The sequence below is a fragment of the Streptomyces sp. NPDC031210 genome (genome assembly GCF_055570395.1).
This window is the reverse complement of the sequence record NZ_JBVIHH010000007.1, coordinates 101,753-118,555: the sequence shown is the minus strand read 5'-3', so window position 1 is coordinate 118,555 and position 16,803 is coordinate 101,753. Positions and strand designations below refer to the sequence as shown.

Annotated in this window: 16 protein-coding genes and 1 pseudogene; 7 read left to right on the top strand and 10 right to left on the bottom strand. The window is 73.3% G+C overall.

Annotated elements, in window-relative coordinates; translation table 11 throughout:
• Positions 1-507: 507 nt before the first annotated feature.
• Positions 508-1,560, top strand: a complete 1,053-nt coding sequence (locus ACZ45Z_RS15150) for a hypothetical protein (RefSeq protein WP_468361948.1) — start codon at positions 508-510, stop codon at positions 1,558-1,560.
• Between the two features lie 128 nt (positions 1,561-1,688).
• Here the strand turns inward: ACZ45Z_RS15150 and ACZ45Z_RS15145 are convergent, their stop codons facing one another.
• Positions 1,689-3,239 (bottom strand): DEAD/DEAH box helicase, encoded by a 1,551-nt coding sequence (locus ACZ45Z_RS15145; protein WP_468361945.1) that lies wholly within the window; start codon positions 3,237-3,239, stop codon positions 1,689-1,691.
• Positions 3,240-3,601: 362 nt separating this feature from the next.
• Positions 3,602-3,805, bottom strand: a complete 204-nt coding sequence (locus ACZ45Z_RS15140) for a cold-shock protein (RefSeq protein ID WP_037915390.1) — start codon at positions 3,803-3,805, stop codon at positions 3,602-3,604.
• A 319-nt stretch (positions 3,806-4,124) separates the two neighbouring features.
• Here ACZ45Z_RS15140 and ACZ45Z_RS15135 point away from each other — a divergent pair.
• The 3 genes and pseudogenes from ACZ45Z_RS15135 to ACZ45Z_RS15125 all read left to right on the top strand — a co-directional run bounded on the left by ACZ45Z_RS15135 (position 4,125) and on the right by ACZ45Z_RS15125 (position 6,664).
• Positions 4,125-5,683 (top strand): annotated as a pseudogene (locus ACZ45Z_RS15135) (ATP-dependent DNA ligase).
• A 35-nt stretch (positions 5,684-5,718) separates the two neighbouring features.
• Positions 5,719-6,186, top strand: coding sequence for an NUDIX hydrolase (locus ACZ45Z_RS15130; RefSeq protein WP_468361940.1), 468 nt, complete (start codon positions 5,719-5,721; stop codon positions 6,184-6,186).
• Between the two features lie 70 nt (positions 6,187-6,256).
• Positions 6,257-6,664: an STAS domain-containing protein gene (locus ACZ45Z_RS15125; protein WP_468361937.1), complete on the top strand. Its 408-nt coding sequence runs from the start codon at positions 6,257-6,259 to the stop codon at positions 6,662-6,664.
• A 24-nt stretch (positions 6,665-6,688) separates the two neighbouring features.
• Here ACZ45Z_RS15125 and ACZ45Z_RS15120 read toward each other — a convergent pair whose 3' ends face one another.
• Together ACZ45Z_RS15120 and ACZ45Z_RS15115 are read right to left on the bottom strand one after the other, a co-directional pair.
• Positions 6,689-7,444 (bottom strand): hypothetical protein, encoded by a 756-nt coding sequence (locus ACZ45Z_RS15120; RefSeq protein ID WP_468362361.1) that lies wholly within the window; start codon positions 7,442-7,444, stop codon positions 6,689-6,691.
• The gene (locus tag ACZ45Z_RS15115; protein ID WP_468361934.1) at positions 7,441-8,055 is read right to left on the bottom strand and encodes an RNA polymerase sigma factor; all 615 of its coding nucleotides are present in this window, start codon (positions 8,053-8,055) and stop codon (positions 7,441-7,443) included. The genes ACZ45Z_RS15120 and ACZ45Z_RS15115 overlap by 4 nt, the downstream gene beginning before the upstream one ends.
• Before the next feature lie 637 nt (positions 8,056-8,692).
• Between ACZ45Z_RS15115 and ACZ45Z_RS15110 the strand changes: the two genes are divergently transcribed.
• Complete coding sequence (locus tag ACZ45Z_RS15110) at positions 8,693-9,514, top strand: SAM-dependent methyltransferase (protein WP_468361932.1); 822 nt, start codon at positions 8,693-8,695, stop codon at positions 9,512-9,514.
• A 69-nt stretch (positions 9,515-9,583) separates the two neighbouring features.
• On the opposite strand, the gene ACZ45Z_RS15105 is transcribed toward ACZ45Z_RS15110, so the two are convergent.
• From ACZ45Z_RS15105 to ku, 5 genes are all read right to left on the bottom strand, one after another.
• Positions 9,584-10,036 (bottom strand): PTS-dependent dihydroxyacetone kinase phosphotransferase subunit DhaM, encoded by a 453-nt coding sequence (locus tag ACZ45Z_RS15105; protein WP_468361929.1) that lies wholly within the window; start codon positions 10,034-10,036, stop codon positions 9,584-9,586.
• Positions 10,033-10,641 carry a dihydroxyacetone kinase subunit DhaL gene (dhaL, locus tag ACZ45Z_RS15100; RefSeq protein WP_468361926.1) on the bottom strand — a complete coding sequence of 203 codons (609 nt, stop codon included), beginning with the start codon at positions 10,639-10,641 and terminating at the stop codon, positions 10,033-10,035. The genes ACZ45Z_RS15105 and dhaL overlap by 4 nt, the downstream gene beginning before the upstream one ends.
• A gap of 203 nt (positions 10,642-10,844) precedes the next feature.
• Positions 10,845-11,837: a dihydroxyacetone kinase subunit DhaK gene (gene dhaK / locus ACZ45Z_RS15095; protein ID WP_468361923.1), complete on the bottom strand. Its 993-nt coding sequence runs from the start codon at positions 11,835-11,837 to the stop codon at positions 10,845-10,847.
• A gap of 269 nt (positions 11,838-12,106) precedes the next feature.
• The gene (locus tag ACZ45Z_RS15090; protein WP_468361920.1) at positions 12,107-12,328 is read right to left on the bottom strand and encodes a DUF6458 family protein; all 222 of its coding nucleotides are present in this window, start codon (positions 12,326-12,328) and stop codon (positions 12,107-12,109) included.
• A gap of 111 nt (positions 12,329-12,439) precedes the next feature.
• Positions 12,440-13,426, bottom strand: coding sequence for a non-homologous end joining protein Ku (gene ku / locus ACZ45Z_RS15085; RefSeq protein WP_468361918.1), 987 nt, complete (start codon positions 13,424-13,426; stop codon positions 12,440-12,442).
• A 157-nt stretch (positions 13,427-13,583) separates the two neighbouring features.
• On the opposite strand from ku, the gene ACZ45Z_RS15080 reads away from it, so the two are divergent.
• Positions 13,584-13,739 carry a DUF6131 family protein gene (locus ACZ45Z_RS15080; protein ID WP_468362359.1) on the top strand — a complete coding sequence of 52 codons (156 nt, stop codon included), beginning with the start codon at positions 13,584-13,586 and terminating at the stop codon, positions 13,737-13,739.
• 724 nt (positions 13,740-14,463) lie between these two features.
• Positions 14,464-15,474: a non-homologous end-joining DNA ligase gene (gene ligD / locus ACZ45Z_RS15075; protein ID WP_468361915.1), complete on the top strand. Its 1,011-nt coding sequence runs from the start codon at positions 14,464-14,466 to the stop codon at positions 15,472-15,474.
• Between the two features lie 7 nt (positions 15,475-15,481).
• Here the strand turns inward: ligD and ACZ45Z_RS15070 are convergent, their stop codons facing one another.
• Positions 15,482-16,591, bottom strand: a complete 1,110-nt coding sequence (locus tag ACZ45Z_RS15070) for a cation diffusion facilitator family transporter (protein ID WP_468361912.1) — start codon at positions 16,589-16,591, stop codon at positions 15,482-15,484.
• Between the last annotated feature and the right edge of the window lie 212 nt (positions 16,592-16,803).

Sequence of the window (16,803 nt, the reverse complement as noted above, 5' to 3'; positions counted from 1 at the left end):
GTACACGCGGTGCTGTGACGCACCACGGGAGTCGTGTGACGACCCCGCGCAAACCCTGGTCTGCCTGGCATGGGCATGTAAAGAGAAATGATCGATTTTCGCAGCGATTGCGGCGAGATTTAACAATTGGTCATCTTTAAGTAGCGACAAGGTGACCAACTGTGCTGCACAGGGGGAGAGGTGAAGCGGCGACGGATGGTTGCCCGTGTGACGAATCCGACGCCGGCGGGCGGCCGATAGGGCGAAATTCCGGCGCCGTCCAGCGGCCCGCGGCCCGACCGTGCCCAGGTCGCGGCACACTACCGAAACCGCCCGGCGGCCCGGTGGACCGGCCCGGGCGTGCGACGGCGAGCGGCGTCAGGACGTCCCGTCACTGGCTTGATCGCAGCCGTCCGCCGGCCGTCCGGGTTTTGCGGCGGATCGCGTGGAGATGCGCACTGCACGGAGAAGATCGGTCCCTATGACAGCCGCACCCGGCTCCGGCCGGACGCGGCGGACGGAGGCGACGTGGCGGACGAGGCCGGCGAGGTGCCAGAACGGCCCGCGACAGGCGCGGAGCGGACCACCCGGGCGAAAGCGCCGCACCCGGGAGCGAGCCGCCGCGGTCTGCTCGCCGCCACGGCGGCGGCCGGCCTCGGAGTGCTCACGGCCTGCGCCAAGCCGTCCGCGCACGCCGATCCCGCGCCCGGCGCGGCCCCGCCCGGCAGCCCGGGCGGCTCCCCGTCCGCGCCGCCGGGCTCCGCCCGCCACCGGGCGAAGCGTCGCCCCGAACTACCGCGCGGCGGCCGGGAGTTGTTCCCCCGCTACCGGCTGGTCGGGTTCTGCGGCCTGCCCGGTGCCGCCGCACTCGGGCGGCTGGGAACCGGCGATCCGGACGAGCGGGCCGCCGAGATCGAGAAGGTGGCACGCTCCTACGCCGCCGGCCGCGAGCCCCTGCCCGTCCTCGAACTCCTGGCGACGGTCGTCAACGCCGACGCCGGCTCGGACGGCAAGTACCGCTCGCAGACGCCCACCGCCGTCATCCGCCGCTTCCACCAAGTGGCCCGCGACCACCGCGCACTGCTCCTGCTGAACATCCAGCCGGGCCGCGCGAGGATGCTCGACGAGGTCAAGGCCCTGCGGGAGTGGCTGATCCACCCCGATGTCGGGGTCGCGCTCGACCCGGAATGGGAGATGGGCCCCGGCGAGGTGCCCGGCGACACCTACGGTCACACCAGCGGCCAGGAGTTGACCCGCGTCGCCCGCTACCTCTCACGTCTGGTCGAGTCCCATGACCTGCCGCAGAAGCCGCTCGTCTACCACCAGGTCGCCAGGTCCGTGGTGCGCCACCAGTCCGCACTGCGGCCGCAGCCCGGAGTGGCACTGATCAAGAGTGCCGACGGCATCGGCCCACCGGGGATGAAGCGGGCCACCTGGCGCCAGCTCGTCACCGACCTGCCCGACGGGCTGCACACCGGCTTCAAGCTCTTCTACGAGGAGGACGCGAAGGGCAGCCGCCTGATGACGCCCAAGGAGGTCCTGGCGCTGACCCCGCGCCCGGAATACGTCATGTACGAGTGAGCGCCCGCACCGCCGCCCGGCCCCCGCCCGCACCGCCGCCCGTCGGGCCGCTCGCGGAAAGCCCGCGGCCCCCGAGGCCGGCGGGTGAACGCACGGGCTTTCGGGAGCCGCGGGGTGGTGCCGGGGTGTTACGAGGTGGCGGTGGAGCGGCGCGGTGCCGAGCGGTCGCCACCGCCGGTACGCCGGGCCTGCGCCGGGCGGCTGCGCCGGCCACGCGAGGAGGACGCGCTGCGCTTGGGGCGCTCGGCGACCGGCGTGGTGATGGTGACCGGGATGCCGGACGGGGCCTGGGCGCCGGTGATACGCGTCAACTCGGCGTCACCGGAGCGGACCTGGGTGGTCTGCGGGGTGATCCCGGCCGTCGTCATCAGGCGCGTCATCTCACGGCGCTGGTTGGGCAGCACCAGCGTCACGACGCTGCCGGACTCGCCGGCGCGGGCGGTGCGGCCGCCGCGGTGCAGGTAGTCCTTGTGGTCCGTGGGCGGGTCGACGTTCACGACCAGGTCGAGGTTGTCGACGTGGATGCCGCGGGCCGCCACGTTGGTGGCCACCAGCACGTTGACATGCCCCGACTTGAACTGCTGGAGCGTGCGGTTGCGCTGCGGCTGCGACTTGCCGCCGTGCAGCGCGGAGGCGCGGACGCCGCTGGCGAGCAGGTCCTTGGTGAGGCGGTCCACCGCGTGCTTGGTGTCCAGGAACATGATCACGCGGCCGTCGCGGGCCGCGATCTCGACCGTGGTGGCGTGCTTGTCCGCGCCGTGCACGTGCAGCAGGTGGTGTTCCATCGTGGTGACCGCGCCCGCCGACGGGTCGACGGAGTGCACGACCGGGTCGCTGAGGAAGCGGCGCACGAGCTTGTCCACATTGCGGTCCAATGTGGCCGAGAACAGCATCCGCTGACCGTCGGCGCGCACCTGGTTGAGCAGCTCGGTGACCTGCGGCATGAAGCCCATGTCGGCCATCTGGTCGGCCTCGTCCAGGACCGTGACGCGCACCTCGTCCAGGCGGCAGTCGCCGCGCTCGATGAGGTCCTTCAGCCGTCCGGGGGTCGCCACGACGACCTCCACGCCGCCGCGCAGCGCGCCGGCCTGACGGCCGATCGACATACCGCCGACGACCGTCGCCATGCGCAGGTGCAGCGCCTGGGCGTAAGGAGTGAGCGCGTCGGTGACCTGCTGGGCCAGCTCGCGGGTCGGGACGAGCACCAGGGACAGCGGCTGGCGGGGCTCGGCGCGCTGACCGGCGGTACGGGCCAGCATCGCCAGGCCGAAGGCGAGGGTCTTGCCGGAGCCGGTGCGGCCACGGCCCAGGACGTCGCGGCCGGCCAGGGAGTTCGGCAGCGTCGCGGCCTGGATGGGGAACGGCTCGGTCACACCGAGGCGGGCCAGGGTGGTGAGCAGCGGCGCCGGCATGTCCAGCTCGGCGAACGTCGCGGCGGCGGGCAGTGCCGGGGTGGTGCTGACCGGCAGGGCGAACTCGCCCTGCGGAGCGGCCTTGGGACGGCGCGAGCCGCCCTGCGAGCGGAAACGGCCGCCGGAGCCACCGGTCGAGCCGGAGCCGGTGCCGGAGCCGCCGGAGCGGCCCGCGTAGCCGCCGGAACGGGAGCCGGCGCCCGCGGAACGCCCGCCGGAGCCACCGGCGCGGGCGTAGCGGTCATTGGAACGGGTGGTGCGGTTCATGCGGAACCTTCCTCGATGCGGCGCGTATCGAGGGAGACCCGGCGGCCGGGAGCCGCACGAAGAATCGCAAGAACGAGCCGGAATAAGTGGAGACCGGAGCGAGACGGGAAAAGGTGTCGCGTCCGGGGCCTCGGAAACGGTCGGCGCCAGCCGGAGAGCGGCGGTCGAATTGCCGGACCAGAGGGCCGGGCAGCCACGGCTGTGTGCTGCCGGCGGGTGAGCGGAACGTCGTTGTCCGCTGCGGGGTGACGCGTCGGGTCCGCCGGGGGACGGTGCCGCCCGGGGGCCGCCCGGTGCGCCGTCGGCCCGACGGCAGGGCCCCGCACCGTGAGGCGCGGGACCCTGTCGTACTACTGCCCAGGTCAGGCCGGGACGATGTTCTCCGCCTGCGGGCCCTTCTGGCCCTGGGTGACGTCGAAGCTGACCTTCTGGCCTTCCTGAAGCTCGCGGAAGCCCTGCGTGGCGATGTTCGAGTAGTGGGCGAAGACGTCAGCGCCGCCGCCGTCCTGCTCGATGAAGCCGAAGCCCTTTTCCGCGTTGAACCACTTCACGGTGCCAGTCGCCATGTGAAATCTCTTTCGATAGGGGGAGTGCCAGGATCCGCGCCGTGCGGTTCCCGAGTCGCCGTGGAGCCCCGTCCGGTGATGACCGGCAAACAAAAATGCGCCCGCGGGTCACTGCCCGTCAGGCGCACACAAAGTCATGGGTACCAAAACTGCAACTGGTACGAACGTAGCACGGATCTTGGCGTGGTGGGCAGGGCGAACCCACCGCCCTCGCGGTGACGGGTGTCACACCGCACCCCGCCGCCCCGCACCAGGAGGGGCCCGCGGCGGTCTTCCCGGCCGGGGAGCGGTGCGGGCCGCGCGGGGGCAGGATGACCGTATGTTGCTGGCCGAACTCGCACAGGTCTCCCAGGACGTCGCCGCGACGTCCGCGCGTTCGCGGAAGATCTCCCTGCTCGCGGGGCTGTTCCGGGCCGCCGCTCCCGAGGACGTACCGGTGGTCATCCCCTATCTCGCCGGGCGGCTGCCCCAGGGCCGTATCGGGGTGGGCTGGAGCGTCCTGCGCGAGCCCGTCGCCGCGGCCGCGGAGCCCACGCTCACGGTGCGCGACGCGGACGCCGCCCTGACCGCCCTGGCCTCGGTCGGCGGCGCCGGCGCCCAGGGCGAGCGCCGGCGCCTGGTCAGGGAGCTGCTGGCCGCGGCGACCGAGCAGGAGCAGCGGTTCCTGTTCGGCCTGCTCACCGGTGAGGTGCGCCAGGGCGCGCTGGACGCCATCGCCGTCGAAGGGCTCGCCGCGGCCACCGACGCACCCGCCGCCGAGGTACGGCGTGCGGTGATGCTGGCGGGCTCCCTCCAGGACGTGGCCCACGCGCTGCTGTCCCGGGGGCCGGCGGCGCTGGCGGAATTCCGGCTCACCGTCGGCCGCCCGGTCGGGCCGATGCTCGCGCACAGCGCCAAGAGCGTGTCCGAGGCCGTCGACAGGCTGGGGCCGTGCGCCGTGGAGGAGAAGCTCGACGGCATCAGGGTGCAGGTGCACCGCGACGGGCCGGACGTACGCGTCTACACCCGCACCCTGGACGACGTCACCGACCGGCTGCCCGAGGTCACCGCGCTCGCCCGGGACCTGCCGCACGCCCGCTTCGTCCTGGACGGCGAGGTGATCGCCCTGGACGCCGGCGGCCGGCCGGTGCCCTTCCAGCGCGTCGCCGGCCGCTTCGGCTCGCGGGTGGACGTCACCGCCGCCCGGGCCGCCCTGCCGCTGTCCCCGGTCTTCTTCGATGTGCTGTCCCTCGACGACCGCGAGCTGCTCGACCTGCCCGGCGAAGAGCGGCACGCGGAGCTGGCCAAGCTGGTGCCCGAGCCGGTGCGGGTGCGCCGCTTCGTGGTCCGCGACCCGGCCGCCGCCGATGCCCGCGCCGCCGCCGAGGACTTCTGGACCGCCACCCTGCGCCGGGGCCACGAAGGTGTCGTGGTCAAGGCCCTGGACGCGCCGTACAGCGCGGGCCGCCGGGGCGCTTCCTGGCTGAAGGTGAAGCCGGTGCACACCCTCGACCTGGTGGTGCTGGCCGCGGAGTGGGGTCACGGCCGGCGCACCGGAAAGCTGTCCAACCTCCACCTCGGAGCGCGCGCGCCGGACGGCGGCTTCGTCATGCTGGGCAAGACCTTCAAGGGCATGACCGACGCCATGCTCACCTGGCAGACCGAGCGCCTGCGGGAGCTGGCCGTGGACGAGAGCGGCCATGTGGTGACCGTACGCCCGAACTCGTCGTCGAGATCGCCTACGACGGCCTCCAGACCTCCTCGCGCTACCCGGCCGGGGTGACCCTGCGCTTCGCCCGGGTGGTGCGCTACCGGGAGGACAAGACGGCGGCCGAGGCAGACACCGTGGAGACCGTGCTGGCCGCCCATGCCGACGCGGCGGGCCCGACGCCGCCTTGACGGCCTCCGGGGCGCGCCCCGGGCAGACTGGTGCCATGGCGGGAAAACGAAGCGCCGGGCTGCTGCTCTTCCGCCGCCGGGACGCCGGCGTCGAGGTGTTGCTGGCACACATGGGCGGGCCGTTGTGGGCACGGCGGGACGCGGGCGCGTGGTCCGTGCCCAAGGGGGAGTACCTCCCACCCGAAGAGCCGTGGTCGGCGGCGCGCCGGGAGTTCGAGGAGGAGCTCGGCCTGCCGCCCCCGGACGGGCGGTACGTCCCGCTGGGCGAGACCCGGCAGTCGGGCGGCAAGGTCGTCACGGTCTGGGCCGTCGAGAGCGATCTCGACCCGGAAACGGTCACCCCCGGCGTATTCGAGACGGAATGGCCGCGCGGATCCGGCGAGATCCGCACCTTCCCGGAAGTGGACCGGGTCGCCTGGTTCACCCCGGATGAGGCACGCGCCCGCATGGTGAGCGGCCAGCGCGTCTTCCTGGAGCGGCTGGCCACCGAACTGGAGGAGTGAGGACGCGACCCGCGTACGCCGGCGGTCCGACGCGCCGGTGTGGTGGAAAATGGCGCTTAGTCTGGACGGCATGAGCTCGGAGATGCGGTCGTTGGCGGTCACTGCCCTCGTGCAGGAGGAGGAGTGCGCCGTCCTGCGTGTCAGCGGCGAGCTGGACCTCCGCACCGAGCAGGCGTTTCTCGCCGAGGCCCGGGCGGTCGTCTCCGCCGGGCACCGCTTCCTCGTGCTGGACCTGACGGCCCTGCGCTTCTGCGACTCGCGGGGCCTGAGCTGCCTGCTCGCCCTGGAATGGCTGTGCCGCCGCCTGGAGGGCCGGCTGTTTCTCGCGTCGCTCGGCGTACGCATGCTGCGGCTGCTGATCGGCACTCAGTCGCTCGGTGTCTTCTCCTGCTACCCGACGGTCGGCCACGCCCTGGCCGCCGTCCCCGACGGCAGCCGGCCCGCCTGGCCGCCCGCGGCGGAGGACCCGCCCGTCTGACGGCACGGCAGGGCATGCCAGGGGTCACCGGGCGCGGCCCAGATCGCGGACGAGGGTGGGGGAGGGCCGCGGGATCTCGCCGAAGTCCTCGTCGTCGCTGTCCACCACCAGGCGGTTGATGACGCTCTCCAGGGCGGTCGGCAAGGTCGGCGCGAGCCCGCTGTGCCACTGCACGAGCAGATTGTGCCGGGCGGCGTCCGGCAGGAGCCGCTTGTCGTCGAACGCGGCCGGCGCCGGCCGTTCCTCGTCGGGCGCGTGCGCGGCCTGTTCGCGCCAGTACGCCGCGTCGCGGTATTCGCCGTTGCGGCGGTGCGAGAGGTACAGGCAGTAGGCGGCGGTCCGGCTGCCGGCGCCGGCGCCGAAGTGCCACCAGAAATGCGCCGCGTCACCACGTCCGGTGATGTGCAGCAGGCAGGCGAAGACCAGCGCGCCCTCGGGATCGATGCGGTGGTCGTCGACCAGCCGCTCCAAACTGGCCGCGGCCGCCGCGGCGTTGACAACCAGCGCGCAGGCCAGCTCCAGTTCGTGGGTGGCCTCGTCGCGGGCGGTGGGATAGGAGGTCGGGGCGCCCCGGTCGCCGGGCGCGGTCCGGTCGCCGGGCACGCTCCGGGCCGTGGGCGCGCCGGGGCCATCGAGACCGCCGAAGCCGGCGAGCCCCTCGAAACCGGCCAGACCGTCCAGGCCGGCGAGACCGTCGATCCCCGCCACCTCGGCCGCGGCGCCGAGCAAGGTCTCCACGGTCTCCCGGCGGCCGGCGCGATCGGTGTACGACATGGTCAGTTCCCCCTCGTGGTTCCCTGCTCGATCCCCAGCGCGGCCGCCAGCTTGCGTTTGCCGCGGCTCGCGTAGGACCGGACGGTGACTTCGTCGACGCCGAGCAACGCCGCGATCTGGTCGTCGGCGTACCCGATGACATGCCGCAGCACGATCACGTCGCACTGCCGCTCCGGCAGCCGCGCGATGGCCGCGTACAGCCCTAACTGGCTCTCCAGCAGGGCGAACTGCTGCTGGCACTCACGCAGCAGAGCCTGGGTGACGACCGCGAAGGCGGCTGTTTCGGTGAGCGCGGTGGGCTGTTGGTGGTCGTAGAGCCATTCCACGACGCGTTCCTTGAGCACCGACCAGGCGAACGCCTCCACCGACGCCTGGCGCAGCGCGTGCGACCACAGCCCGGCCAACTGCCGGTAGGCGGCCCGGGTCACCTCGCGGGCCGCCACCTCGTTGCCGGTGTGCAGATAGGCGTAGGTCAGCCATTTGCGGGCATGCGTGGCGTGGAACGCCTCGAAGGTGATCGACAGGTCGTGGCGCGAGGGGCCGGACCGCACCGGTGCCGCGGAGCCGGGCCGCCGGGGTGGCGCACCGGCCGCGCGGGACGCGCGGTAGGGGCTCATGTGCGCCCCTCGCCACCGCGCGGACCACGGACGCGGAGCGCGCGGCCGGCGGCGGGGCACCGGATGGCTATCGCGCGGCGCGCACGGGCGACCGGCTGTGGACGGCGGGGCGGTGCCATCTCCGCGGTGGGGGCGTGCGCCTGCGCACACACCGGCAGAAGTCGGTCCCGGTCTGTCCTCACGAGCCGTCCTCGATCCGTTCGCCGTGCACCGCCACCGAGGCACCCGGGGGGACCCGCGGCAGCGGGAGGACGGTTGCCCTCACCCTCCAATGAACCCGAAAGTACGCCCGTTTGTGGCACCCCTGGCAAAGAAATCTTCCCCTGCGTATTCATATGACTACGCGTGACGCGGGCATGGTCGCGCGTCATACCCGGACATCCCGTGCCGCCCCGGGTGCGCGAGCAGGAGATATGCGCCCCGTATGCGCCGGGACACGCCGTACCGGGCGTGTGAACGCCTCGGGCACCAGCCGGCTTGCGCCGGGGCGCACACTGTGCGCCCCGCATGATCCAGGGCGCGGTGGGCAATGCTCCAGCAGCCGGGGTGAGCGGCGGTGTCCGGAACGCCGCGGCACCCGGCGGCAGCAGCGTCACCGGCCGCGAGGCGCGCCGGGCAGCGGGGAGGCGACCGAACGATGAGCGACCACGACGAGCCCGTGGTGGATCTCCGACTGGACCGGGCCCATTCCTCCCGTGTCTACGACTACTTCCTGGGCGGCAAGACCAACTTCCTGGCCGACCGGATGGCCGCCGGCCAGGTCCTCGGCGTCTTCCCCGCCGCCCTCGTCGCCGCCCGCGTCAACCGCGAGTTCATGCACCGCGCCACGCGCTTCCTCGCCGCCTCCGGCATGCGGCAGTTCCTCGACATCGGCACCGGCATCCCCACCCCGCCCAACCTCCACGACATCGCCCAGGGCCTGGCACCCGAGGCGCGTGTGGTCTACACCGACAACGATCCGATCGTCCTCGCGCACGCCGCCGCGCTCCTGCTCAGCACCCCCGAGGGCCGCACCGCCTACGTACAGGCCGATGTCACCGACCCCGCCGGCATCCTCACCGCACCACGGCTCCTGGAGACGCTCGACCTGAACCGGCCCGTCGCGCTCAGCCTGAACGCCCTGATGCACTTCGTCACCGACGACGGCCGGGACCGCGCCCACACCATCGTCGAAACCCTCAAGGACGCCCTGCCCAGCGGCAGCACCCTGGCCATGACCCACGCCACGGCCGACCTGGCCCCCGAGGCCATGCGGAAGATCGCCAAGATCTACGGTGACGCGGGCACCGCCCTGCAGTTCCGCTCCCGCGAACGGTTCCGCCGCTTCTTCGACGGCTGGGACCTGCTGGAGCCCGGCGTCACCCTCTCCCACCAGTGGCGCCCCGACCACCCCGAGGACGCCACCCACGTCACGGACGCCGAGGCGGCCTGCTACGCCGCGATCGCCCGCAAGCCGTGACCGGTCCCCGGCCACCGCGCGAGCACGGCACGGCCCCGGCGGAGACCTCGCGCCGGGGCCGTGGCCGCCTCACTGCTTGCGGTAGCCGTACGCCTCCTCGGCCGCCGCCGCGACGGCCGCCAGGTCCGCGCCCGTCGAGGCCGTGACGACCGCGGCCACCGCGCCCTCCACGAACGGCGCGTCCACCAGCCGCGCGCCCTCGGGCAGTTCGTCCCCCTCGGCGATCAGCGCCTTGACGGTCAGGACGGCGCTCCCGAGGTCGACCAGGAGGGCCACGCCCGCGCCCCGGTCCACCTCCCGCGCGGCCGCGGCGATCAGCTCCGCGCTCGTCCCGAGCCCGCCGTCCGGAGTGCCGCCCGCCGCCGCGACCGGCGCCTGCGTACCCCCGCCGGCAAGCCCGACGGCCAGCGCCGCCACGGACTCGGCCACCGACGCGCTGTGCGACACCAGGACGATCCCGACCGGCGCATCCGCCGCACCGGCCCCACTGTGCTCCGCGCCACCCGTCGTCGCGTCGCTCACTTCGCCACCTCCGCGAGCGTCGCGAACAGCAGCGCCGAGGAGGTCGCGCCCGGATCCTGGTGCCCGATGCTGCGCTCGCCCAGGTAGCTCGCCCGGCCCTTCCTGGCCTGCAGCGGTACGGTCGCCAGCGCGCCCTCCTCGGCGGCGCCGGCCGCCGCGTCGAAGGAGGTCGCCAGCGCCTCGACGCCCGGCAGCAGGGCGTCCAGCATCGTCTTGTCGCCCGCGGCGGCGCCGCCCAGTTGGGCCACCGCCTCCACCCCGGCGCCGAGGCCGGCCCGCAACTCCTGGGCGCTCACCCGACCGGCGTCGCCGAGGGCCTTGCCGGCGCGGCGCAGCAGCGTGCCGTACAGCGGACCGGACGCGCCGCCCACGGACGAGATCAACTGCCGTCCCGCGGCCATCAGTACCGCCCCGGGCGTCGCCGGCGGCTCCGCCTCCAGAGCCGTGACGACGGCGGCGAAACCGCGCTGGAGATTACTGCCGTGGTCGGCGTCCCCGATCGCCGAGTCCAGCTCGGTGAGCCGGCCGGCCTCCTGGTCGACTCGGGCGGCGGCCGCGGTCATCCAGCGGATGAAGAACGCGGCGTCCAAGGCGGTTTCTGACACGGACTGCTCCTAAGGATTCGTGCGGGGGTGGGACGGGCGGTGCGGCGCGGTTGGTGCGTGGTCGCGGGTGGGGTGGGTGTGGTGGGTGTGGCGTGTTTCGAGGCCGGGACCGGGGCCGGGACCTGGGGCCGGGGTCAGGGGAGAGGGCCGGTGCGCGGGGTGCGCATCCGGCGGCAAGCGGGGCCTACCGGTCCGGCGCGGGATCACCGCCCCCAGCGCAGCCCCGGCGTCTGGACCGGCGCGTCCCACCACCGCAGCAGCTCCCCGTCGACCTGACACAGCGTCACCGAGCAGCCGGCCATGTCCAGCGACGTCACGTAGTTGCCCACCAGCGTCCGGGCCACCGTCACCTCCCGCTCGGCGAGCACCCGCTGCACCTCCGCGTTGAAGCCGTACAGCTCCAGCAGCGGCGTCGCACCCATCCCGTTGACCAGTACCAGTACCGGCAGCCTCGGCCGGAGGTCCTCCAAAATGGCGTGCACCGCGAAATCCGCGATCTCCCCGGAGGTCATCATCGGACGGCGCTCGCGCCCCGGCTCGCCATGGATGCCGACGCCCAACTCCAGCTCGCCCGGCGGCAGATCGAAGGTGGGGCTGCCCTTCGCCGGCGTCGTGCAGGGGGCGAGCGCGACACCGAAACTGCGGGAGCCCTGCACGACCTGCCGGGCCACCGCCTCCACCCGCTCCAGCGGCGCTCCCTCCTCGGCGGCGGCGCCCGCGATCTTCTCGACGAAGAGGGTGGCGCCGGTGCCGCGCCGACCGGCCGTGAAGGTCGAGTCGGTCACCGCCACATCGTCGTCGACGAGCACGCTGGCGACCTGCACCCCCTCGTCCTCGGCGAGCTCGGCCGCCATCTGGAAGTTGAGGACGTCGCCGGTGTAGTTCTTGACGAGGAACAGCACGCCGCTGCCGCTGTCCACGGCCGCCGCCGCCCGCACCATCTGATCGGGCACGGGCGAGGTGAAGACCTCGCCGGGACAGGCGGCGTCCAGCATGCCCGGCCCGACGAATCCGCCGTGCAGCGGCTCGTGCCCGCTGCCGCCGCCGGAGATCAGCGCCACCTTGCCGGCGACCGGCGCGTCCCGCCGCACGATCACCCGGTTCGGCACGTCCACCACCAGCTCGGGGTGCGCGGCCGCCATGCCCCGCAGCGCGTCCGCCACGACCGTCTCGGCGACATTGATCAACATCTTCATCCGCATCTCCTGGTGGGGTGGGCGGCTGGGCCGCACGACGTTGCTGATGGGCTGTCAGTCATCTGGTGGGGTGCGATGTGCGACCCCGACTCAGTATCAAGCCCATGAGGCCCCCGGTCACGTACTGCGCGCGGACACCGCCCGGGCGACCGCCCGCACCCCGCCCCTGGCACGCGGACGGCGTAAAACGGCCCGCCGGCGGGGGCCGACGGGCCGTGGGCGTGGAACTGGCAAGCAGAGCGAGGGCGAGGGAGCCGGCCCGGCAGGGCCTAGTAGCGGTTGTCCTCGACGTCGACGACGGGAGCGCCGGGAGCGGGGGGCTGGGTGCGCCGCCGCTTGAGGATGCTCACGTAGGCGGCGAGTCCGATGATGCCGACGATCATCATGATGACGCCCACCAGGTCGACGTTGACTCCGGCCATGTGCCAGTCCACCGCGAAGGTGAGAATGGCGCCCACCGCGATCAGACCGATACACCCGCCGATTCCCATGGCGTCCGCCTCCATAACTGTCTGGACAAAGAAGCCTGTTGGACTTCGCGTACCCGAAGGCAGCGGCCTCATGTCCTGAGGTACGGCACGCGGTACGGCGCGCGGCGGGCCCTAACCCGCGCGGCGCCCCTTGCCGGCGGACTTCTTCGCGGCGGCCGTCTGCTTGCCCGTCGCCTTCTTGGCCGTGGTCTTCTTCGCGGTGCTGGTGGACTTCTTGCCGCCGGCCGCCTTCGGCGTGCGGCCCGCGGCCTTCTTCGCCGTTGAACCGGTGGCCGCCTTGCCACCCCCGGCTCCCGCACCGGCCTCGTCCTCCTCGCCACGCGACCGCTTGGCGGCCCGGACGCTGTCCTGAAGGGCGGCCATCAGGTCCATCACCTCCGGGGCGGGCCGTTCCTCACCCTCCTCGAAGGACGGCTCCCGGTTGGCCAGCTTCGCCGCCACGATCTCCTCCAGCGCCTCGCGGTAGTGATCGTGCACGTCTTCCTCCGACAGCTCGCCGAAGGTGTCCATGAGCGTTTCGGCCGCCTCCACCTCGTCCTCGGCGACATCCACCTCCCGCTCGGGCAGCACGCCCTCCATCGGGCGGATCTGGTGCGGCCACAGCAGGACCTGCATCACGAGCGTGCCCTCGACCGGGCGGATCACCGCCAGCGTCTCGCGGCCGTGCAGCGCGATCTTGCCGAGCCCGACCCGCTGGTGGCGTTCCATCGCGTCGCGCAGGAGCACGTACGGCTTGGCCGCGGCCGCGCCGTCGGCGCCCAGGTAGTAGCCCTTGCCCATCTGAAGGGGATCGATGTCGCCGCCGGGCACGAACGCCAGGATCGTCAGCGTCTTCGCGGTCGGCAGCGGCAGCGCCTCCAGATCCTCGTCGCTCAGCGGGACGACCGTGTCGCCGTCGGGCTTGTAGCCGCGGCCGATCTCGTCCGGCGAGATCTCGACGCCTTCGAGCGAGCAGACCGGCTGGTTGCGCACCCGGCCGCCGTCCTCGGTGTGGATGCGGACGAACGAGACCGAGGCCGAGTCGTCCGTGGCGTTGTAGGCCGCCACGGGGATCGTGACCAGGCCGAAGCTGATGGAGAACTTCGCCGTGGGGCGCATGCGGTCCATGCTAGGCGGGACGGCCCCCGCGCACATCCCGGACCTCCTCCCCCGCGCCCGCGCGTTCCGCGGCCGGCAGGCACTTGCCGTTGCCGCGTGCGGGGATCACAGTGGAGGAGGGTGTTTTGAGGTGTTTCATTCGAGATCGGAGCACACCGTGATCGTTCTCGGGATCATTCTCCTCATCATCGGATTCGTCGCGGACGTCGCCGTCCTGTGGACCATCGGAATCATCCTGGTAGCCGTCGGGGCCATCCTGTGGCTGCTCGGCTCGCTGGGACACGCGGTCTTCGGGCGACGGCACTACTGGTGAAACGGCCGGTCCCAGGCCGGCAGGGGTTTTACGAAGTCTCGGCTGTGGAGTGGTGCGTGGCCGAGGTCTCCGCAGCGTGCGGAGACCTCGGCCATCGCCGTTCCCGCGCCGGAGCGCCTCAGGTGGTCGGGGGCGCGTCGGTGTGTGGCGGGGGGACCGGATCGGGTGCGGGGCCGGGTTCGGGCCCCGGAGTGGGGGGCGTCGGACGCGGCGGGACCGGGTCCGGTTCGGGCCGGGGCGGCGGGGGCGGCACCGGGTCGGGCCCGGGAGCGGGCACCGGGCCGGGGCCCGGCCCCGGTGTCGGTCCGGGCGGGCCGGGCCCCGGGCCCGGAGTGGGCGGAACGGGGTCCGGACGGGTGGGCCCGGGCGGGCCGGGGGGCTGTGGCACGGTCATGTCGTTCTCCTCTCGCCGGTACGGACAGGGAGGCGGAAACGCGTCCGTGGCGCGGTCACCCGGTTGCCGGGCGTTCCCCGCCCCTCGACCCCTTCGGATTCCCGTGCGGCACGTCTCCATGCCTCCAGGCGGACGAGCCCGAGGCGGACGGACCTGAGGCGTCCGGGCCCGGTGGGCGCGGCGGGGCGGCGCACGGGCCGGGGTGTCCCGCGTACTCCTTCACTCACTCTGCGACGGCCCGGGCCACCGCGCGACGCGGGCGGCCGTCCCGGACGTGTCGGCGGCCGGCCGCGGAGAGTACGGCCCCGGCGAGCGGGTACCCCCGACCGCATGAGGGACACCGAAACAGACCGGGAGGCGGACACGAGGACCGGCCGGGAGGCGGACGCGAGGACCGGCCGGGAGGCGGACACGAGGACCGGCCGGGAGGCGGACACCGAAAGGGTGCGCGCGGGCCGCCGCACCCTGGAAATCCACCGGCCCGGCAAGGTGCTCTTCCCCGACGACGAGCTGACCAAGGCCGATCTCGTGGACTACTACCGGCAGGTGGCCGGCGCCGCGCTCCCGCACCTGCGCGGGCGGCCCCTGATGCTGGAGCGGCTGCCCGGGGGCCTGGACGGGCCGCACTTCATGCAGAAGGACACGCCCGAGCACTACCCCGACTGGATCCGCCGCGCGTCCCTCGCCAAGGAGGGCGGCACCGTCACCCACACCGTCTGCGACGACACGGCGACCCTGCTCTTCCTCGCCGACCAGGCGTGTGTGACCCTCCACCGCTGGCTCTCGCGCGCCGACCGGCCCGACCACCCCGACCGCCTGGTGTTCGACCTGGACCCGCCGGGCCGCGACTTCGACGCGGTACGTCGAGCCGCCCGGTGGCTGTGCGAGCTGCTCGACGCGCTCCGGCTGCCCGCGATGCTGATGACCACCGGGTCGAAGGGCCTGCACGTCACCGTGCCGCTGGACGGCAAGAGCGATTTCGACGCCTCCCGCGCCTTCGCCCGGGAGGTGGCGGAGCTGCTCGCCGAGCGGCACCCGGACCGTCTCACGACGGCCGTACGCAAGGACGCCCGCGCCGGCCGGCTCTACCTCGACGTACAGCGCAACGCCTACGCGCAGACGGCCGTCGTCCCCTGGTCGGTCCGCGCCGCGCCGGGCGCTTCCGTCGCCGCGCCGATCAGCCGGCGGCAGTTGGACGACCCCGAACTCACCGCTCGGAGCTGGTCGTTGCACGACGTCGCGGGCATCCTGCGCCAGGCCCGGTCGGACCCCTGGGCCGAGGTGCCCGGCCGCGGCCGTTCCCTGAACGCCGCGCGCCGACGGCTCGATCGACTGCGGTGACACTCGATCAACCGCGGGAAGAGCCGTCGGCGGGCGTGCCTTCCGCGGACGCGTCTTCTGCCGTCGTGTCTTCGGTGGCGGCCGCCACCGTCCGGTCGAGCCGCAGCCGCTCCCGCCGGGCCCGCGCCCGGTCCCCGTCCGAGGCGTCCGTGATGTCGAGGAAGATCTGATCGGCGACCGGCCACCGCTCCCGGAGCTGCTTCTTCACCCGCACCAGGACGTCCTCGACCTCCTCGCTGTCGAGCCCGCCGACGAGATCGATCCGGGCCGCGACCAGCGTCGAGTCGGTGCCCAGCCGCATCGACAGCAGCACGGTCACGGTGTCGATCTCGGGCTGCTCGTCGAGGAACTCCCGCATCGCCTTGCGCAGCGCGGGGTCGGCGGCCTCCCCGATGAGCTGCCCGCGCGACTCCTTGGCCAGTTGGTACGCCACGTACACCAGCAGGGCGCCGATGAGCAGCGAGGCCCACGCCTCGTACCGCACCTCGCCGGTGGCCATGTGCAGTGCCATTCCGGCCATGGCGACCAGCACCCCGAAACAGGCGGTGGAATCCTCGGCCAGCACCGTTCGCAGCGCCGGGTCCTCGCCCGCCCGGATCGCGGTGAGCAGGGAGCGGCCGCTCCGCCGCGCCTGGCCGCGGACCTGCACCAGCGCCCGGACGAGCGAGGATCCCTCGGCGACCAGGGCGACGCCGAGCACGAGGAGGCCCGCGAGGTAGCCGGCGGGCGTTTCGGAGCGGCCCGAGCGCAGCGCCTCGAAGCCCTGGAAGAAGGAGAAGCAGCCGCCCATGACGAAGATGCCGACGGCGGCCAGCAGGGACCAGAAGTAGCGCTCCTTGCCGTAGCCGAACGGATGCCGGGTATCGGCGGCGCGGCCGCTCCGTTTGAGCGAGGCGAGCAGGAAGACCTCGTTGAGGGAGTCGGCGACGGAGTGAGCGGCTTCGGAGAGCAGCGCCGGGGACCCGGCGAGGACACCGCCGACCGCCTTGGCGAGCGCGATGACGAGATTGGCGCCGAGCGCGACGACCACGGTGACCGCGGTCCTGGCGTCCTCGCCCCCGGCGTCCCGCGCCGGTCGTTCACCCTGGCGCCGCGCGGCCTCGACCTGCCGTGACAAGAGTCGTCCCTCCCGTGATCGGTTCTCATGTCCGGTCCACGAGCGGCCGGACAGCCGACGCGAACGTATTCCCCCGGACCGGCCGCACACACCCGCACCGCACACACCCGCATCGCACACGCCCCGAGGCGCCCGCGCCGAGAAGGCGACGTCTGTTTCCGTCTCCCCGGACCGGGGACCCTGGGGAAGGGGCGGAGAACGGAGAACGGCGG